This is a genomic window from Streptomyces sp. M2CJ-2, assembly GCF_016757295.1.
Taxonomy (GTDB): Bacteria; Actinomycetota; Actinomycetes; order Streptomycetales; family Streptomycetaceae; genus Streptomyces.
Genome location: NZ_JAESIF010000105.1, coordinates 1 through 15,562, shown reverse-complemented (window position 1 = coordinate 15,562; position 15,562 = coordinate 1). Strand labels below are relative to the sequence as shown.

The 15,562-nt window shown below is 69.7% G+C and carries 15 protein-coding genes and 1 pseudogene; 8 read left to right on the top strand and 8 right to left on the bottom strand.

The window, feature by feature from the left end; all coding sequences use genetic code 11:
- Positions 1–363: transposase (locus JL475_RS35825; RefSeq protein WP_202282375.1), on the top strand; the 363-nt coding region annotated here is incomplete at its 5' end.
- Between the two features lie 678 nt (positions 364–1,041).
- Here the strand turns inward: JL475_RS35825 and JL475_RS35820 are convergent.
- Positions 1,042–1,380, bottom strand: coding sequence for a hypothetical protein (locus tag JL475_RS35820; protein ID WP_202282374.1), 339 nt, complete (start codon positions 1,378–1,380; stop codon positions 1,042–1,044).
- A 303-nt stretch (positions 1,381–1,683) separates the two neighbouring features.
- A complete protein-coding gene (locus JL475_RS35815; protein WP_237409242.1) occupies positions 1,684–1,986 on the bottom strand; it encodes an SMI1/KNR4 family protein in 303 nt (100 codons plus the stop codon).
- Here JL475_RS35815 and JL475_RS41360 point away from each other — a divergent pair.
- Positions 1,951–2,082, top strand: a complete 132-nt coding sequence (locus JL475_RS41360; RefSeq protein WP_272933019.1) for a hypothetical protein — start codon at positions 1,951–1,953, stop codon at positions 2,080–2,082. The genes JL475_RS35815 and JL475_RS41360 overlap by 36 nt on opposite strands.
- 647 nt (positions 2,083–2,729) lie before the next feature.
- Here JL475_RS41360 and JL475_RS35810 read toward each other — a convergent pair.
- The 3 genes from JL475_RS35810 to JL475_RS35800 all read right to left on the bottom strand — a co-directional run bounded on the left by JL475_RS35810 (position 2,730) and on the right by JL475_RS35800 (position 5,227).
- Positions 2,730–3,200, bottom strand: a complete 471-nt coding sequence (locus JL475_RS35810; RefSeq protein ID WP_237409235.1) for a GNAT family N-acetyltransferase — start codon at positions 3,198–3,200, stop codon at positions 2,730–2,732.
- 540 nt (positions 3,201–3,740) lie between these two features.
- Positions 3,741–4,313: a DoxX family membrane protein gene (locus tag JL475_RS35805; RefSeq protein ID WP_202282373.1), complete on the bottom strand. Its 573-nt coding sequence runs from the start codon at positions 4,311–4,313 to the stop codon at positions 3,741–3,743.
- Positions 4,314–4,474: 161 nt separating this feature from the next.
- Positions 4,475–5,227, bottom strand: coding sequence for a metalloregulator ArsR/SmtB family transcription factor (locus JL475_RS35800; RefSeq protein WP_202282372.1), 753 nt, complete (start codon positions 5,225–5,227; stop codon positions 4,475–4,477).
- Positions 5,228–5,348: 121 nt separating this feature from the next.
- Between JL475_RS35800 and JL475_RS35795 the strand changes: the two genes are divergently transcribed.
- From JL475_RS35795 to JL475_RS35775, 5 genes are all read left to right on the top strand, one after another.
- Positions 5,349–5,987, top strand: a complete 639-nt coding sequence (locus JL475_RS35795) for a DUF2231 domain-containing protein (protein ID WP_202282371.1) — start codon at positions 5,349–5,351, stop codon at positions 5,985–5,987.
- Positions 5,988–6,020: 33 nt separating this feature from the next.
- Complete coding sequence (locus tag JL475_RS35790; RefSeq protein WP_237409232.1) at positions 6,021–6,416, top strand: hypothetical protein; 396 nt, start codon at positions 6,021–6,023, stop codon at positions 6,414–6,416.
- A 1-nt stretch (position 6,417) separates the two neighbouring features.
- On the top strand, positions 6,418–6,906 hold the full coding sequence (locus JL475_RS40790) for a hypothetical protein (protein WP_237409231.1): 489 nt from the start codon (positions 6,418–6,420) through the stop codon (positions 6,904–6,906).
- 151 nt (positions 6,907–7,057) lie between these two features.
- The gene (locus JL475_RS35780; protein WP_202282370.1) at positions 7,058–7,549 is read left to right on the top strand and encodes a hypothetical protein; all 492 of its coding nucleotides are present in this window, start codon (positions 7,058–7,060) and stop codon (positions 7,547–7,549) included.
- A 1,122-nt stretch (positions 7,550–8,671) separates the two neighbouring features.
- Positions 8,672–10,090, top strand: a complete 1,419-nt coding sequence (locus JL475_RS35775) for a sugar porter family MFS transporter (protein WP_202282369.1) — start codon at positions 8,672–8,674, stop codon at positions 10,088–10,090.
- Positions 10,091–10,157: 67 nt separating this feature from the next.
- Here the strand turns inward: JL475_RS35775 and JL475_RS40785 are convergent.
- Positions 10,158–10,366 (bottom strand): annotated as a pseudogene (locus JL475_RS40785) (DDE-type integrase/transposase/recombinase); the annotation flags it as partial.
- A 114-nt stretch (positions 10,367–10,480) separates the two neighbouring features.
- Positions 10,481–11,992, bottom strand: coding sequence for a S9 family peptidase (locus JL475_RS35770; protein ID WP_202282368.1), 1,512 nt, complete (start codon positions 11,990–11,992; stop codon positions 10,481–10,483).
- Positions 11,993–12,114: 122 nt separating this feature from the next.
- On the opposite strand from JL475_RS35770, the gene JL475_RS35765 reads away from it, so the two are divergent.
- Positions 12,115–13,059, top strand: a complete 945-nt coding sequence (locus JL475_RS35765; protein ID WP_202282376.1) for a MerR family transcriptional regulator — start codon at positions 12,115–12,117, stop codon at positions 13,057–13,059.
- A 318-nt stretch (positions 13,060–13,377) separates the two neighbouring features.
- Here JL475_RS35765 and JL475_RS35760 read toward each other — a convergent pair whose 3' ends face one another.
- Entirely contained in the window at positions 13,378–14,490 is a 1,113-nt protein-coding gene (locus JL475_RS35760; protein ID WP_202282367.1) for a glutamate--cysteine ligase, read from the bottom strand.
- Positions 14,491–15,562 lie beyond the last annotated feature (1,072 nt).

Below are 15,562 nucleotides of genomic sequence, written 5' to 3'. Positions count from 1 at the left end.
CTGGACTGCATCCCCTGCCCCGTCAAGGAGCAGTGCACCAGCTCACGACAGGGCCGCCGGCTCAGCCTCTACCCCTGTGAGCTCACCGAGGCCATCCACGCCGCCCGCGCCCAGCAGCGGGACGGCACCTGGCAACGCGACTACGCCCTGCGGGCCGGGGTCGAGGGAACCGTCCGGCAGGCCACCCACACCACCGGTCTGCGCCGAGCCCGCTACCGCGGCCTCGCGAAGACTCACCTCGACCACACCACCAGCGCCGCCGCCCTGAACCTCATCCGACTCCACGCCTGGTGGAACGGCCACCCCCTCGACCGCGTCAACCACAGCCACCTCGCCAGACTCAAACTCCGCCTCGCCGCATGACAGTTGGGATTAGCCACCAAGATCCTGCTCTTGCCGAAAATGTCATCCGTGCAGGTCAGGCTGCATGCTCGTACTCGTGGAGGATGCCGCCGAGGCGGTCGCGTCTGTGTATTCGGTCTGTCCGGGCGCTTGGGATGGGAGGCCGCAGCGTGACGGCGTGCGATCAGGTCGCGGTGCCGGCGCAGCATCGTCTCGGGGCTCACCAGTAGCCGCATGCGGCGGAAAGCGTCGAGTGGCAGCTGATGGAGGAGTACTGCCAAAAACACCCGGTAGCCGGGGGTGAACCGGACTTTGTTCCTGCCGAGTTGGCGTTCCAGCACCGTGGTCTGGGGGCGCAAGGCAAGGATCTCGGCATCCTTCTCGCGGTCGCTCATCGGGAGCAATCGCAGGAGGACGGGGGCATTCATGACGCCGAGGTAGGCCAGTTTCAGCAGCACGGTCGGTCGTCATGCCGCCTTGGTCCACAGGGCGGCCAGGGTGCTGACTTTGGCGCTTCGGGCGACGCGGTCGGCGCCCAGCGGCCGAGGCACACTGCCTCCCACCAGCGCGGACAATTTTTCGGCAGGCGCACGGCCGCCTGCACTGTGGGCCGTGGCCCGGACCGTCTGTGCTCACTCACCCACACCGGAACACACTCGTGCTCAGCCACACTCCAGCAGTTCCCCACCCCCGAGGCTGTCAGCGGGGAGTGCGGGTCACTTGCGTGACCTTGCAGGTCACGTGGCCTCCAAGGGGCAGTATGCCGTCGGCGGTGGTGGTGATCGACTGGCCCGGTTCCAGGGGACTGGTGGCGAGTCCGTGGTCGCCGAAGCTGACGCGCACAGGAGTCACAAACGCGATGTCGAGCTGGTAGGCCACGCGCCACGCGGCGGAGTTGGTGACGGTGATCTCCATCGAGGGCTTGCCCGTGGCTGCATCGACTGCGCAAGCCTCGATCCGGACGTCGTCCTTCGGCTCCGCTCCCTCGCCCGGAGCCGGGCCCTCGGCGTCCCCTGCGGGTGCACCGCTCTCCCCCACCGACCTCTCCAACCCTCCCGGCCAGTGCACGGAAACGAAGGAGGAAGTAGGCAGTACCGCCAGGGCAATCACGAGCCCGAGAACGGCGCCGCGCACCTTCCCTCGCCTGCGGGCACTCCCGCCACCACGCCGGGACGCGGGCTGCTGCGGCGGCACGGTGCCCTCTGCGGCACCGGCCCCTCGCCGAGACTGTGAGCGTGACATGTTCCCCTCCCGGGAGGACTAGGACGGTTCCGACGACGTGATCACACCAGCCGCGCCAGGATCATCTCATCGGGGGCCGGCGGGTCGTGCGGCGTGGTGCTACACCGTGATCCACCCGGTCAGCCACCCCTCGAGGTACTTGGCCAGGCTCGGTGCCACCCAGGTGCGGCTGTCGTCCTCGTGGTTCCAGACGAACACATCGGGCCGCCGGAGCCCGGAAAGGAGCGCGAACAGGTCTCCGTTGCCTGCGTCCGCGAAGAAGAGCAGCGGCTCGAACGGCATGGAGAGGGCCGCGAACCCACTGTCCTCGCGACGGGTCCGGTTCTCGGAGACGATGCGCTCGGCGGACCAGACGAGCCCGGCTTCGTGCTCACCTTCGACGCCGTTGCTCTCGCGGAGCAGGCCCTCGCCCTCATGACCGCCTACACGGGGGTGCGCATCGACGAACAGTGGCTCATCCGTGCCCCCAAGCGTGGAGTGCCCCGCTCCAAAGCGTAGGGCGGCAGCTACGGCACGGGCTGCTCACGGGCAGCTCCCGTCCTGTCCGGTCCGAGGCCGGAACACGTGGTGGCTTGCTCAGCACCCCTGCTCCGGCTCATGTTCATCCTCTCCCATGGCGGCTGCGGCACAGGCCCCGCCTCGTAGGCCGACCTGGACAGGCCGGAAAAGAAGTGCGCGGTGAATTCCGCCTTACCCAGCTCGACATGTACCCGACGGCCTGTAACGACTGACGTAGCAGGACACACGCGCTGCCCGGATCGCCCTCCCCCGTGTTTCGAAGACCGGCGCAGCAGTTGAGGTGCCCGTTGTCCGTCCGTTCCCGTTCCGGTGAGCAGGTCCTGTCCTTGACTGCGCAGGTTGGGCAGGCGAGCAACCCGGGCAGTGCGACGTGGAATTTTCCCCGTTCGCCAGGGATGTTCTGGTCGAGCCCAATCAGTGACGCGGGCCGGCGCCTCGCACGCCGGGTCTCGTCCGAGGGCATCTGGGTCAGCTGACCCGCCGGGCAGGCTTCCGTGCTGCCAACCAGCGGCGCCCCGTACGACAGCACCCCACCGGTCGGGGGATGGACAGCAGGACCGAGCCAATACCCAAACTGCGCCCAGCCCCGACAGAGGTCGAAACCGTCCGCGGCTTCCCGTATGAGCTCACCGAGCGGGGAAGGGCAGCCGCAGAACGATCTCGCCGTCGTCGATCTCCCCGGTGGGCTCGAACCCGAACTTCCGGTAGAAGGGCCACGGTTCGCCGTCGCCGGGCTCGTAGCTGGTCAGCAGTTCGGTGGCGCCGTCCGCGCGAACCAGGGCGACGATCTGCGTGAGCGCCTCTCGGCCGATCCCTCGCTTCTGGTACCGCTTGTCGACGAGGAGGCGCCAGAGGAAGTGCCGCCCTGTGAAAGGACCAGCCGACGGTTTCCACGACAGCATCACGAAGCCGACCGGCTCGTCGCCACGGTACACGGCGCGGTACCAGGGATTGGCCTCCGGCGTCCTTGCCGCCTCCTTGAGCGACGTGGACACGGAGGCGACGAACTGCTTCTGGTCACGTCGGACGCGGAGGGCACGAACGGCATCCCGGTTGTCGTCGGTGATCTCCCGTAGGTGCACGCCTGGGGGCCTCATGCCACACCCTTTCCCGCATCCGGCGGCCGCGCCGTCCGAGCCGACGTGAAGACCCGCCGCCGGGCGGCATTCCCTGGTGCGCACGCGTTGTCAAGGACGTCGGGTTGGACGTCTGCGCAGTGTATCCGACACCGGCGATCTGGAACGGGACTGGCACGCCGGACTGTGACCGCGTCCGAGGCAGCTCCTGGTGAAGAGCAACTCGGCCTGACGCGGCGATGCTCATGCCCAGAGTCCCCGGCCTGGGGTGGGACCCCGCACCAGTCTGGAAGATCGTGTACCCGGATCCGGTCTGACGTGGGGAAACACTGACCTGACGGCGCGCGGTGCGCTGCCCGGTGTTCCCCGTGGCTTTCCCTGGTCTGCCTCTGGAACGGGCACGCCAGGGGCCGACGACCGTTATTGCGGGGTTACTCCCCTTCGCGGCCACCGGGCCTGCACGGTGATCCGCGACGCCCCCAGGGCCAGGGGACCCCGTACCGAAGAAGGGGTCCCCGTGCAGCAGGCGTCGGCTCACCTGGTGGGCCGGCTGCTCTTGGTCTAGATACTGAGCGTGATCGCGGCGGCGGCACCGCCCAGGCCCAAAGCGAAGGCAGCGGCTTTCCAGCCGCCCGTGCCCCAGCGGAAGAAGCGGTCGGCAGCCAGCCGACCCGGGCCGATGGCGGCGACGGCCAGGGCGACGACAGCGATGCACACGCTGTATTCCACGCCGCCGTCGGTCTCCCACAAACCGTGGGCGCCGGTGACGGTGGCCATCGCGTTGATCATGACGCCGATCAGGGCGGCGGCCGCCAGCGGCGTCAGCAGGCCGATGGCCAGACCGAGGCCACCGAGCAGCTCGGACAGCCCCCCGATCACGGCGAACAGCTCTCCCGGGTGATAGCCCAGGGCCGCGAACCCCTTGCCGGTCGCCGTCAGACCCCCACCGCCGAACAGCCCGAAGACTTTCTGGGCACCATGGGCGGCCATCAGCAGGCCGAAGGTCAGCCTCAGGAGCAGCAGCCCCACGTCGGCGGCGGACACCGCAGGGACGGTGGCAGGAGGGGAGGTGGTGAAAGGCGCTACCGGTTCCGTGGAACGGGCAGGACGGTTCAGGACGCGCTTGGTCAACATGGCAATGCTCCGGTTGAACGCCAGAACGGGCGTTTTCCCCAGCTCGGCCGGAGGCCGAGCGACCGGTGATGTGGGCTCCGCACAGCATCGCGGAGCGTCCCCTCCGCCGGGGCAGCGTCGTGCTGGGCGGTGGCCCGCGGGGGCAGGCGGCCGACGTCGTCTCAGCGGTCCTGGGCCGTCTGGTCATCACGATCGGTGTCGCTCGTGCCCAGCCGCACGCAGCATTCCCCGGGCTCGGGAGCCAGGACCGCCTTCACTCCGTTGACCTTGAGGCCGTCGAGGTAGCCGGAGAGGAAGGCCTGGTTCATCCCGCACACCAGTTCCGGGGCCCTGGCGGCCAGCGGGTGGAAGGGGCAGTTGCGCAGCCGGAGCCGGGTCGGGGTTTCCCGCACGGGTTCGTAGCCGTATTCATCGAGCAGCCGCTCGCAGGCGGTCAGCCCCCGCTCGGGGCCCAGGCGGCCCGGGCGGGTCTCCTCCCGCGCGGTTTCGCCCAATTGCCGGCCGCGCTGTTCCGCGGTCCGCACCGCCGCCTGCGCGGCGCTTTCGTCGGCGCCCTCGGTCAGGACGGCATCCAGGAGAAGGTCCGCGAGAAGTTCGTGGCGCCGCTCGGGGATGCTCACGGTGATCTGCGCGTCGGTGGGCTCGTACACCTTCGGCCGCCTGCCGACCTTGCGGATCCCGCCGGGCGTCTCGTACCGGGCGCGCAGCAGGCCGGCGTCGACGAGCTTGTCGAGGTGGAAGGCGGCGAGCTTGCGGGATATGCCGACACTGGCGGCGGCCTCGTCCCGGGTGACGGCACGACCAGCGCGGCGGATGAAGGTGAACATGCGCCGCCGTGAGTCCTCGCTCAGGACACTGACGGAGTCGATGGCGCTGTCAGCCGCGTCGGCCTGCACTGTCGGATCAGAAGCCACAAGACCACGGTAACTCCCATTCCTGTGGGCACAAGTATTCTTTCGCTCCTTCTTGCTGCCCCTCTTGACGCCTTCCCGCAATAAGACCAGGTCTTATTGGTGGAATTAGTGGGAGGTTGCGATGGCCGGTGAATCACAGCTGCAGGCGAAGCGTCCGGTCAGCGCCTCGCTCGCCGGCCCGTACGGGCACCCGTTCCACCCGATCCTGGTCACGGTGCCGATCGGCGCCTGGGTGACCAGCCTGGTGTTCGACATCGCTTCCCACGTCGTCAGCCGTCCGGGATTCCTGGCCCGGTCCTCGCAGGGGCTGATCGCGGTCGGGGGGATCGGTGCGCTGCTGGCCGCCACGGTCGGACTCCTCGACCTGTTCGCGATTCCGGCCGGCACCCCGGCCTTCCGGACCGCTCTGATCCACATGACGCTGAACCTGCTGGTGACCGCCGCCTACGTCGTCAACTTCCTATGGCGGCACGGCGACTACACCGGCGGTGGAAGTGTCGGACTGGGCAGGCTCGTCCTGTCCGCACTCAGCGTCGCGGCCCTCGCGGTCTCGGGGTTCATGGGCGGCAAGCTCGCCTATCGCTACGGCGTACGGGTTGCCGACGGGAACACCCAGGCCGAGGGATGCACGCCCGGCCACAGCCAGAGCGGCACCCGCTCGGCCGTGCAACCCGGCCCGCGCCCACCACGGCAGCCGATGTCCTGCGGCTGCCCCGCTACCGTCCCCCTCGGGAGTTCCCCATGGACATCGCCGCACTGATCACCTGGGTGGTCACCGCTCGGCGGTTTCTACATGCTCGGCACCTGGATCCAACGCGGCGGCATCCGCCGGCGGCAGACCGGCGCCGGCCGCCTGCCCGCGCCCGTCGTCTTCGGGCACTTCGCCTTGGCCGCGATCGGACTGGTGGTGTGGATCATCTATGTCGTGGCTGACAAGAGCGCCCTGGCCCGGACCTCGTTCGGTCTGCTGCTGCCGGTCGCCCTGCTGGGCTTCGTGATGCCGGCCCGCTGGATCCCCGTCCACCGCGATCACGGTACGGCTGGGGCGGTCGCCGCGGGCCCGGGAGCCGAAGGCGCCGTCCCTGCCGAACGGTATTTCCCGGTGGCGGTCGTCGTGGCACACGGTCTGCTCGCGGTGGTCACCCTGGTCCTGGTCCTGCTGACTGCCCTGGGGGTCGGGGGCAGCTGACATGACCGAGCGCACCCACCGCGCCACCGCCCGAACAGAGGCGCACGGCGAAGAAGAGAAGACGCCCGCACGACCCGCCCTGCGAGTCGTCCACGAGCCCGAGGCGATCGACCTGGCCGCAACGGAAGCTGCGGCCGGACAGTTCCTCTCCGCCCTCGGCATCTCCACCGCCTCGGAGAGCCTGCGCCGCACGCCGGGCCGGATGGCTCGCGCGTACGCCGAGCTGTTCAGCCCGCGCCCCTTCGACCTGACCACCTTCCCAACGGCGAGGGCTACGACGAACTCGTTCTGGCCCGCCGCGTCCTGTGGGGGATCGGAAAGTCGTCGCCGCAGGTCAGACCGCATATCGGTACTCGGTGATGACGCCGCCGAGGACGCGGGTACGCAGGAGTCGGCGGCCTTCGGGGTCGTGCACGGCGTTGGACTGCTGGTCGGCGCCGGACGGAAGCTGGTTGAGGGTCCGGCGGGTGCGGCGTTCGTTTCGCCGTGAGCGTTCATCGGTCGGAGAGGTCGACCATGGACTCGAAGAACTGTCACCCCTCCGAGGGATTCCCCCCTTTTGGGCCGCATTGCCATAATCCAGGACATATTCAACGGATCTTGTCTGCGCACTCGCGCAGCGCACCCGTGAAGGAGCCTGGATGAACAAGGTCTGGTCTGCCGTTGCTGCCGCGGCGATGAGCTCGGTTCTGCTGTCCGCCGGCGTGGCGGAGGCGGCACCCGCGAAGTACGCCCGGCACAACGACGCGGCGGCCCAGTTCCGCAAGGCGGGCGTCTCCTGGACGTCCAGCAAGAACTGTGCGAACTGGAACACGCGGGGGTGCACCTCTTTCACCAACATCAACAAGGCCACCGTCGCCGGCGCGATCGCCTTCAAGAAGCTCAGCAAGTGCCGGGTGATCATCACCGCCGGCACCGAGGTCGGTCACGCCTCGGGCGCGTACTCCCACCGCAACGGCTACAAGGTGGACATGTCCAAGCGGGACGGGTGCCTGGACCGGTACATCACCAGCCACTTCAAGAAGGCCGGCGCCCGCAAGGACGGCACGAAGCTGTACAAGTCGCCGGCCGGCAACGTATACGCCCGCGAGGGCAGCCACTGGGACGTCCTCTACTACAACAGCCGCGCCTGACCCACACAGCACCCGCGCTGCGGGCCCGCCCCCTCTCCCGGGGCGGGCCCGGAGCGTCTTTCGCCCGCCTCCGCAGCCGAGCGGAGCACGGCCGGCGGTCGTGTCCCACGACATGGTGCAGGGGATCAGGCTCTTCGCGTTCCGGTTTGAGGCTCATGGCGGTCTTCGTAGAGGCGGCAGCCCGAGAAGTGTCCCGTTGGGGCGGGTTGAACACCCGAACCGGCGGGACCGTCGTCCCCGGCCTGCGGATTCCGACGTCTTGGTCCCCCTGCACCTCCTGGCGGGCCACCATGCCAGCCGCGCGCAGCGGTCCGTCCGACTCACGCGCTCCCGCCAAGCCACGACTGTCCGACCGCTTTCTGCCGGCGGCCCCGTGAAGCTGCGCAGCAGCCGGTACCGCCGCGCTGCCAGACGCTCGGCATCGTTGCCCCGTGGTGTGCCGTTCGAAGGCAAGTGCGCCCTGCAGCGATGTGCCGCAGGGTCTCCTGCTCACGCGGGGCCGCGCAGGCGCGGGCGCCTCGGCGCGTGGCATGAGGTTGAAGCTCATGGACTGCCTCCGACAGATCGGCTCCGCCCTCACTGCTCACACCTTCGAAGCAGAGAACGAATGCAGAAATTGTTCTGTCCAGACCGTGTCCTATGCGGTGAGGGGGAACATGCCGCGGTGGTGGGCGCGCGCCTGCCGCGGCCTGCGGGCCGCGCCGGGAAAGCCGGGCGATCCCGGCCCGGTCATCGTCGATCTTCACGTGCAGTGCGGGCACCAGGGTGGTCAAGTTCGTCGTCACAAACGGATCTTGAGCACCTTCGCTCCGTGCCCGTAGGCATACGGAAAGACTCGTCCAGCCGAAGCACGGGCCCGGGCCGAGGCCCCGCTGCCCGGGAACTCCTGCGCCATGGACCCCGCGTGCCTCGGCGACTTCGGGGTAGTCGGGTCATGTCCGATATTTGACTGCAACGTTTGAACGGAAGCCCGCTCGACGGGTGGTGAAATCCCGCAGCAGCAGGGGTATTGGTTTCGATATTTGAAGACATGGTCTCTGCAGCGTTGCTTTTGTCTTCAGGTTTCACCTGGAAGGGCTGACCCCACCCCGGCAGCGTTGCCGGTGCGCCCGAGGAGTACACGTGACCAGCACAGAGCAGGCCCCCAGGCCAGGAGCCGGTACGGCTCGTCCCGAACATCTCGGGCACGTCATCTTCATTGCGGCATCGGCCGCCATGGGCGGTTTCCTCTTCGGTTACGACAGCTCCGTGATCAACGGCGCCGTCGAGGCCATCCGGAGCCGCTACGGTATCGGCTCCGCGGAGCTGGCCCAGGTCATCGCCATCGCCCTGATCGGCTGCGCCATCGGCGCCGCGACCGCGGGCCGCATAGCCGACCGCATCGGCCGCATCCGGTGCATGCAGATCGCCGCGTTCCTGTTCGCCGTCAGCGCCATCGGCTCGGCCCTGCCCTTCGCCCTGTGGGACCTCGCCTTCTGGCGCATCGTCGGCGGCTTCGCCATCGGCATGGCCTCGGTGATCGGCCCGGCCTACATCGCCGAGGTCGCCCCGCCCGCCTACCGCGGCCGCCTCGGCTCCTTCCAGCAGGCCGCGATCGTCGTCGGCATCGCCACCTCCCAGCTGGTCAACTGGGGTCTGCTCCACGCCGCCGGCGGCGACCAGCGCGGCAACCTGATCGGCCTGGAAACCTGGCAGGTCATGCTGGGCGTGATGGTCGTCCCGGCCGTGCTGTACGGGATGCTCTCCTTCGTCATTCCCGAGTCCCCGCGCTTCCTGCTCTCCGTCGGCCGCCGCGAGCGCGCCCGCGAGATTCTCGCCGAGGTCGAGGGCAAGGGCGTCGACCTCGACGCCCGCGTGGCCGAGATCGAGCACGCCATGAAGCGCGAGCACAAGTCCACCTTCAAGGACCTGCTCGGCAGCAGTTTCCTCTTCAAGCGAATCGTCTGGATCGGCATCGGCCTGTCCGCATTCCAGCAGTTCGTCGGCATCAACGTCGCGTTCTACTACTCGGCGACGCTGTGGCAGTCGGTCGGCATCAACCCGACGGACTCGTTCCTCTACTCGTTCACGACATCGATCATCAACATCATCGGCACCGTCATCGCGATGATCTTCGTCGACCGCATCGGCCGCAAGCCGCTCGCGATCATCGGCTCCTCCGGCATGGTCGTCGGCCTCGCCCTGGAGGCCTGGGCGTTCTCGCACCCGTTGGTCGACGGTAAGCTGCCGGCCACTCAGGGCCTGGTTGCCCTGGTCGCCGCCCACCTCTTCGTCCTCTTCTTCGCCCTGTCCTGGGGTGTGGTCGTCTGGGTGCTGCTCGGCGAGATGTTCCCGAACAAGATCCGCGCCGCCGCCCTGGGCGTGGCCGCCTCCGCCCAGTGGATCGCCAACTGGATGATCACCGCGAGCTTCCCGTCGCTGGCCGACTGGAACCTGTCCGGCACCTACCTGATCTACACGTTCTTCGCGGCGCTCTCCATCCCGTTCGTCCTGAAGTTCGTCAAGGAGACGAAGGGCAAGGCGCTGGAGGAGATGGGGTAGCTCCCGGCACAGTCCCGAGGAGGAGGGCCCAAGCCCCCACCGCCCTTCCGCAGGTGTCGGCATCGCCGTGATCGGCGATGGACCAGCCGACGGCCTTGCGGCTGAAGCAGTCCAGCGCGGTCGCCGGATAGGCGAACTCCCGCCCGCGAACGGGAGATACGTGATGTCGCCCACATATTTCCGCCCCGGCTCGGTGGCGGTGAAGTCCCGCTGGAGCAGGTCCGGAAGAACCTGTGAGGCCGTCGGGTCCGGGACGGTGGTGTGGACGCGTCTGCGCAGGCGGATGTCGCCGACGCCGATGAACCGGCCGGATCCGTAGGCCCGTCACCAGGGTGTCCGGTGGCCTCGGGGCTTCCGCCGGCGGGCGGGGCACGGTGCGCGGCCCGGACGTCAGCTGGTCAGGTGGGTCACCACCGAGCGCATCGCGTGGCGCAGGGCCGGTCGGGTCTCCTCGGGCGCATCGAGGGTCTCGAAGCCGTGGTGGCCGTTGGGGACGTCGATCAGTTCCAGGTGCGCTCCGCAGTCCTTGGCCGCGGTCACGAACGCCTCCACGGTGGCGGCGATCTCGGGGGTCTCTCGCCCCGCACGGAGGAGAACGACGGGCAGGGTGCCCGCGTGCGCGACCGCCCGGGCCGGGCGGAACCGGCTGCCGGTCAGCCCCCAGTTGGGCAGCGGCGCCAGGATCGGGTAGGAGGCGGCCAGACAGCGCAGCCAGGCCGGGGGCTTTGTCAGCCAGTCCGCAGTGAGCAGGCCGCCACCGGAGAAGAACCACAGGGCGACCCGGTCGGCGTCCACTCGAGGATCGGTCCGCACCAGTTCCACCGCGGCGGTGACGTCCGCGGTGGCGCGCTCGTAGTCGGCGACGTCGTGCAGCCGGTGGTCGAGGGTCACTCCGACCATGCCCATGGCGGCCGCCAGGCGGGCGTACCCCACCAGGGTCGGCCAGTCGCGCGGGGTCGGCCGGGCCCCGGCGGGCACCGGGCCGCCGTGCACGAGGACCACGGCCGGGCGCGGACCCTCGGCATCGGGGACGTACAGGTCGACATGTCCCTTGCGGTCCCGGGGCAGCTCGGGCACCTCCAGCGGGAACGGGCGCAGATGGGCGGGCGGGGCGCCGGCGCCGACCGGTCGCAGGTGGCGCCCCTCGCCGGCCGCGGCCCGCAGCAGGACGTCCGCCAGTCCGGCGGGGCAGGACAGCATGGGCCAGTGCCCTGTGGACAGTTCGAAGAAGGTGTCCTGAGGGGTGGCCAGGGCCGTCAGCATGGGGTCGCCGAAGTCGACGAGCCGTTGCACCAGGTCGATGCTGACGCCGTTGCGGGTGCACAGCACTCCGGTGGTGGGCACCGCGACCACCCTCCCGGTCAGCCGCAGCGGCTGGAGCAGGGTGCCCAGCGGCTGCGGCGCGGCGAGGGCGGTGAGCCGGTCCAGTGCCGCGTCGGAGACTCCGGCGGTACTACCCCAGCGCTGCCACTCGTCACGGGCCGGCGGCGCCAAAACACCCTCACACTCACCGCGTTGGGCCTGCTCAGCCAGCTGCGCGCGCAGAGCCTGGTCCGGTACGGTGGCCAGGGCCGGGACGCCGTTCTGCGGCATCCCGCAGTCCAGATACACCACGCGGGCAACGCGCTGTGGCCGCCGGTCGGCGGCACCGAGCACCGGATGGATGCCGTACCCGTGGCCGACGAGTACGGTCTCCCGACCGGACGCCGCGTCGATCGCCGCGATCACGTCCGCGATGTGCGTCTCCAGATCGACGCGGGCTGACGCGGCGGGGCGGCCCGGGTCGACCCCGGTGAGCGGGACCGCATGCACTTCGCTGCCCGCCGCGGCCAGCCGCGCGGCCGTCTCCTGCCACACATGGGCGCCGGTGAACACGCCCGCCACCATGATGAACACGGTCATGGCTCTCTCCTCGGGTCCGTCACATGGCGTTGCGCCGGTCGCGTACGCCGTGGTCCGCGGACCGGGGCGTACGCCCGGCCCGCGCGCCGATACCGTAGGAACTCCCCCAGAGGGAGGTTCAACTGTCCACGTCGCACGAGGTTTTCTGGAGCATCGGCGAGCTCGCCGAGCGCGCGGGTGTCACCGTGAAAAGCGTCCGCTTCTACTCCGACCGGGGCCTGCTGCCTGAGGCTTCCCGCAGCGGCGGCGGACACCGCCGGTACGCCCCCGAGGCACTGGAGCAGCTGCGGCTGATCCGCTCCCTGCGCGCTCTCGATCTGCCGCTGCCCGAGGTGCGCCGCGTCCTCGAGGACGGGGACGCGGCAGGCCATGCGCTGGAGGACGCCGTCGCGGGCCGCCTACGGGAGCTGGGCAGTGAGCTGAAGACGTTGCGCTGGCGGGAGGCGGCACTGCGGCTGGTGCGGGAGTGCCCGCCCGCGGAGCGGGCCGACCGGCTGCGGCTGATCGGCGCGTTGAGCACCCCGCCGAGCACGGCACCGCTGGCCCGGTTCTGGCGTGCCTGGCTGCCACCGCGGATGCCGGCCCCGGCTACGGCGGCTTTTTTGGAGGTGGCCGTTCCACAGCCGCCCGACGAGCCTGATCCGGCGCAGGTGCTCGCCTTCGCCCGGCTGCACGCGATGACGACCGCCCCCTGCCCGGACGGCCGGCAGCCCCAGCCGGAGGTGCACCGGGTGGCCGGGGCCCGCGGGGCGGCCGCGTTGTACGCGGGCCTCGCCGAGGCGTACGAGATCGCTGGCCCGCAGCTGCGCCGGGCACGGAATCCGTACCCGGGTGAGGCACTGGACGCCTACGTGGCGGCGTACGCGAGCGCTTACGGCAGCAGGGACACCCGGGAGTTCCGCCGCCTGCTGGCCGCGCGGCTCGCGACCGGGCCGCGTCTGAACCGGTACTGGGAGCTGACGGCCGTGGTGCTCACGCCGCCGGGCGGCCCGCCGGAGCCGACCCCGGGCTCCGCGGACGACTGGCTGCGCGCGGCACTGGAGCAGGACAACGCCGAAGCGGCGTAGAGCGGTCGAATGTCCGGCAGCGCACCGGACGGCCCGGTTCATGTTTCGGCAGTGCCGCGGCGGAGATCTTCTTCACCGTACTGAAATCCGAGATCGGCACGGCACTTCGAAAAGCCGGGGCGGGGGCGCGGGTCCGCTGTCGTCGGCGACCGGGCTTCGCGGCATGAAGCGGAAGTGTCGGGACCTGAAGGGTCGCTTCAGTCCGGCGGTGATCCTTGACCTTGGCACGGTGGTGCCGCGTCGGCGAGGCTGGTCGCAAGCTCTCACGTGCCCTCTCAGCCACGATCAGTCACGACGAACCCTCGCAGCGGAAGGATGTCAGCTGCTCATGGTCAAGTCTGCGCAACGGGTCACGACATGGGCGAGGCTGCCCTCCTCAGCCAGCAGTCGGCGTTGCGTACGCGCCCCGTTGCCCTGTTCCAGGAGGCGGGCGATGCCCTCACGAACGAGATCCTCATCGCCGTGGTCCACCAGCGTCTCGCGAACGTACCGGTACATCGCCTGCACCGCGCCGGCAGCGGAGGTCTCGCGCATGGTCTCGGGGTGCAGGAGGGGACCGTCGAGACCCGAACGCCCCGCTCGCCACGAGGCGAGGCGCAGCAGGCCCGCCCCGACCCTGTCCGGCGGTACACCGTCCTGCCAAGCCCGGGCGGACGTCTCCACCAGGGCCCGCGCGAGAGCGGCCATCAGCACAGGCCCGGACGCGTCCAGGCACACGTCCGCCACACGGATCTCCACGGTGGGATACGAGGCGGAGAGCCGGGCATCGAAGTAGACCATGCCCTCGTCACGGAGAACCCCCGTCTCGACCATGGCGGTGACCTGTTCGTGGTAACGGTCGGCGGACCCGAAGATCTCGACCGGGCCGGCGGACGGCCAGCGGTTCCACACCCGGCTGCGATAGCTGCCGTAGCCGGTGTCCCGCCCCTGCCAGAAAGGCGAGTTCGCACTCATCGCCATCAGAACCGCCAGCCATGGGCGTATACGGTCAAGAACAGCCACACCCTCCTCGTCGGAGTCCACCGACACGTGGACATGGCAGCCGCAGGTCAACTGCTCCTGAGCCGTCAACCCGAACTGTTCACCCAGCCACCGATAACGGGTACCGGCACTCAACGAGGGCTCGACAACCAACGGCGAGGTCGCCACAGCCACCACCACCGCCCCGGCAGTGTCCGCGTGCCGCGCCGCCTCCCTACGGCAGCGGGTGATCTCCTCCTGGAGCCGGCTCATTTCCGTCACCGGCTCAGTCGCGAACTCCACCTGCTCCTGTTGAAGTTCCTTCTCGAACCGGTGTCTCTTCGCGCCGGCCCTGCCGTGCTGCCAGGCCCGGCGGTCGGCAGCCGCGAGCGCCGCGCCGGAGACGGCGACCGGCACACCACTGTTCGGGTCCACCAGCAGTAGTTCCTCTTCCACACCCACACTTCGCACGCCGTCGCCCCTTGTCTCCTGCTCGTCGGTTCCGGCTCCCGCCCGGATCGTGGCAGGCAGGAGCCCCCGCGACGACGCGCCGTGCCCGGAGGAACCGCCGGGCACGCTGCCGGCGGCAGTGGGGCCTCGAGGCATCCGCCGGTGGCCCGGGACTCGGAGGCAGGCTGCTGAACGGTTGCCGGGTCGGGGACATTACAACCCAGGGCAGCCGGAAGGCACCACTGCTCCGGAAGACACAAAGCGACAGCGTCCCAACCGGCCAGCAACTGCCGATCTCGCCACCGCGTCCGGGGCGGCGTCGATACCCGCCTGACGCGGCTGCTTGCCAGGAGGAGGGCGGAAATGCGGGCATCGGCGCCTCGGACGGACTGGGCCGTCCCCGGTCCGCCGGTGATGGATACGTGCTCGACAGAGGGCCGAGCCGGAGGCCATCGGGGTGTATGAGTCCACCCGTCGTCACGACCGCTTCTACGCTCTCGTCAGCCACAGCCTCGCAGACCTCCACCGCCGTTTCCCGGAGCACAACCGCAGTAGCACCGCAAGTCGGCCAGGCACTGGCACCCGCCTCCGTCACCGACTGCCGACGCAGCGTCCACCACGGAATCCACAGCGGCTCCGCCACGGTCCGCGCTCAACCGATCAACGTGCTCCGCCCACGTCCACGCGGTTCATTCACCGCACGGTCCTGCACCTGCCCCCGCAGCGGCTCCCGCATTCCGCGATCCGCCCAGCCACCGCACCGAGATCCACAACACGACGAACGTTCCTCGGGAACCCGTTCGGTGGATCCGGGCCGAGCGAAGACACGGCGTCGCGAGCTCCGTCTCGGTAACACGCACCGGCTCCGCATACCGGGCGCCAGGCCGTTGCAACCGAATCCCCCGGCATCGACGACTCCTCGTGTCACGCTGCGTAACCGATTCGAGTGGCACCCCGCCGGTGGACGGCAGAGACTGAAGCGTGATGGTTCTGCGAGTGCTCAAGGAGCTTGCATGCTGGAGAAGTCTGCCGAGTCCCTGACGGATGTGCCGGATGGATCTGGAGCCGCCAAGCACAGGACGCACGCCCCGCC

Bases quoted from the DNA above. Each gene is read 5' to 3' on its own strand.
- JL475_RS35780 (WP_202282370.1), top strand. From the start codon at position 7,058: ATGAACAAGGTCTGGTCTGCCGTTGCTGCCGCGGCGATGAGCTCGGTT.
- JL475_RS35790 (WP_237409232.1), top strand. From the start codon at position 6,021: ATGCTCGGCACCTGGATCCAACGCGGCGGCATCCGCCGGCGGCAGACC.
- JL475_RS35810 (WP_237409235.1), bottom strand. From the start codon at position 3,200: ATGAGGCCCCCAGGCGTGCACCTACGGGAGATCACCGACGACAACCGG.
- JL475_RS35795 (WP_202282371.1), top strand. From the start codon at position 5,349: ATGGCCGGTGAATCACAGCTGCAGGCGAAGCGTCCGGTCAGCGCCTCG.
- JL475_RS35770 (WP_202282368.1), bottom strand. From the start codon at position 11,992: ATGACCGTGTTCATCATGGTGGCGGGCGTGTTCACCGGCGCCCATGTG.
- JL475_RS35805 (WP_202282373.1), bottom strand. From the start codon at position 4,313: ATGTTGACCAAGCGCGTCCTGAACCGTCCTGCCCGTTCCACGGAACCG.
- JL475_RS40790 (WP_237409231.1), top strand. From the start codon at position 6,418: ATGACCGAGCGCACCCACCGCGCCACCGCCCGAACAGAGGCGCACGGC.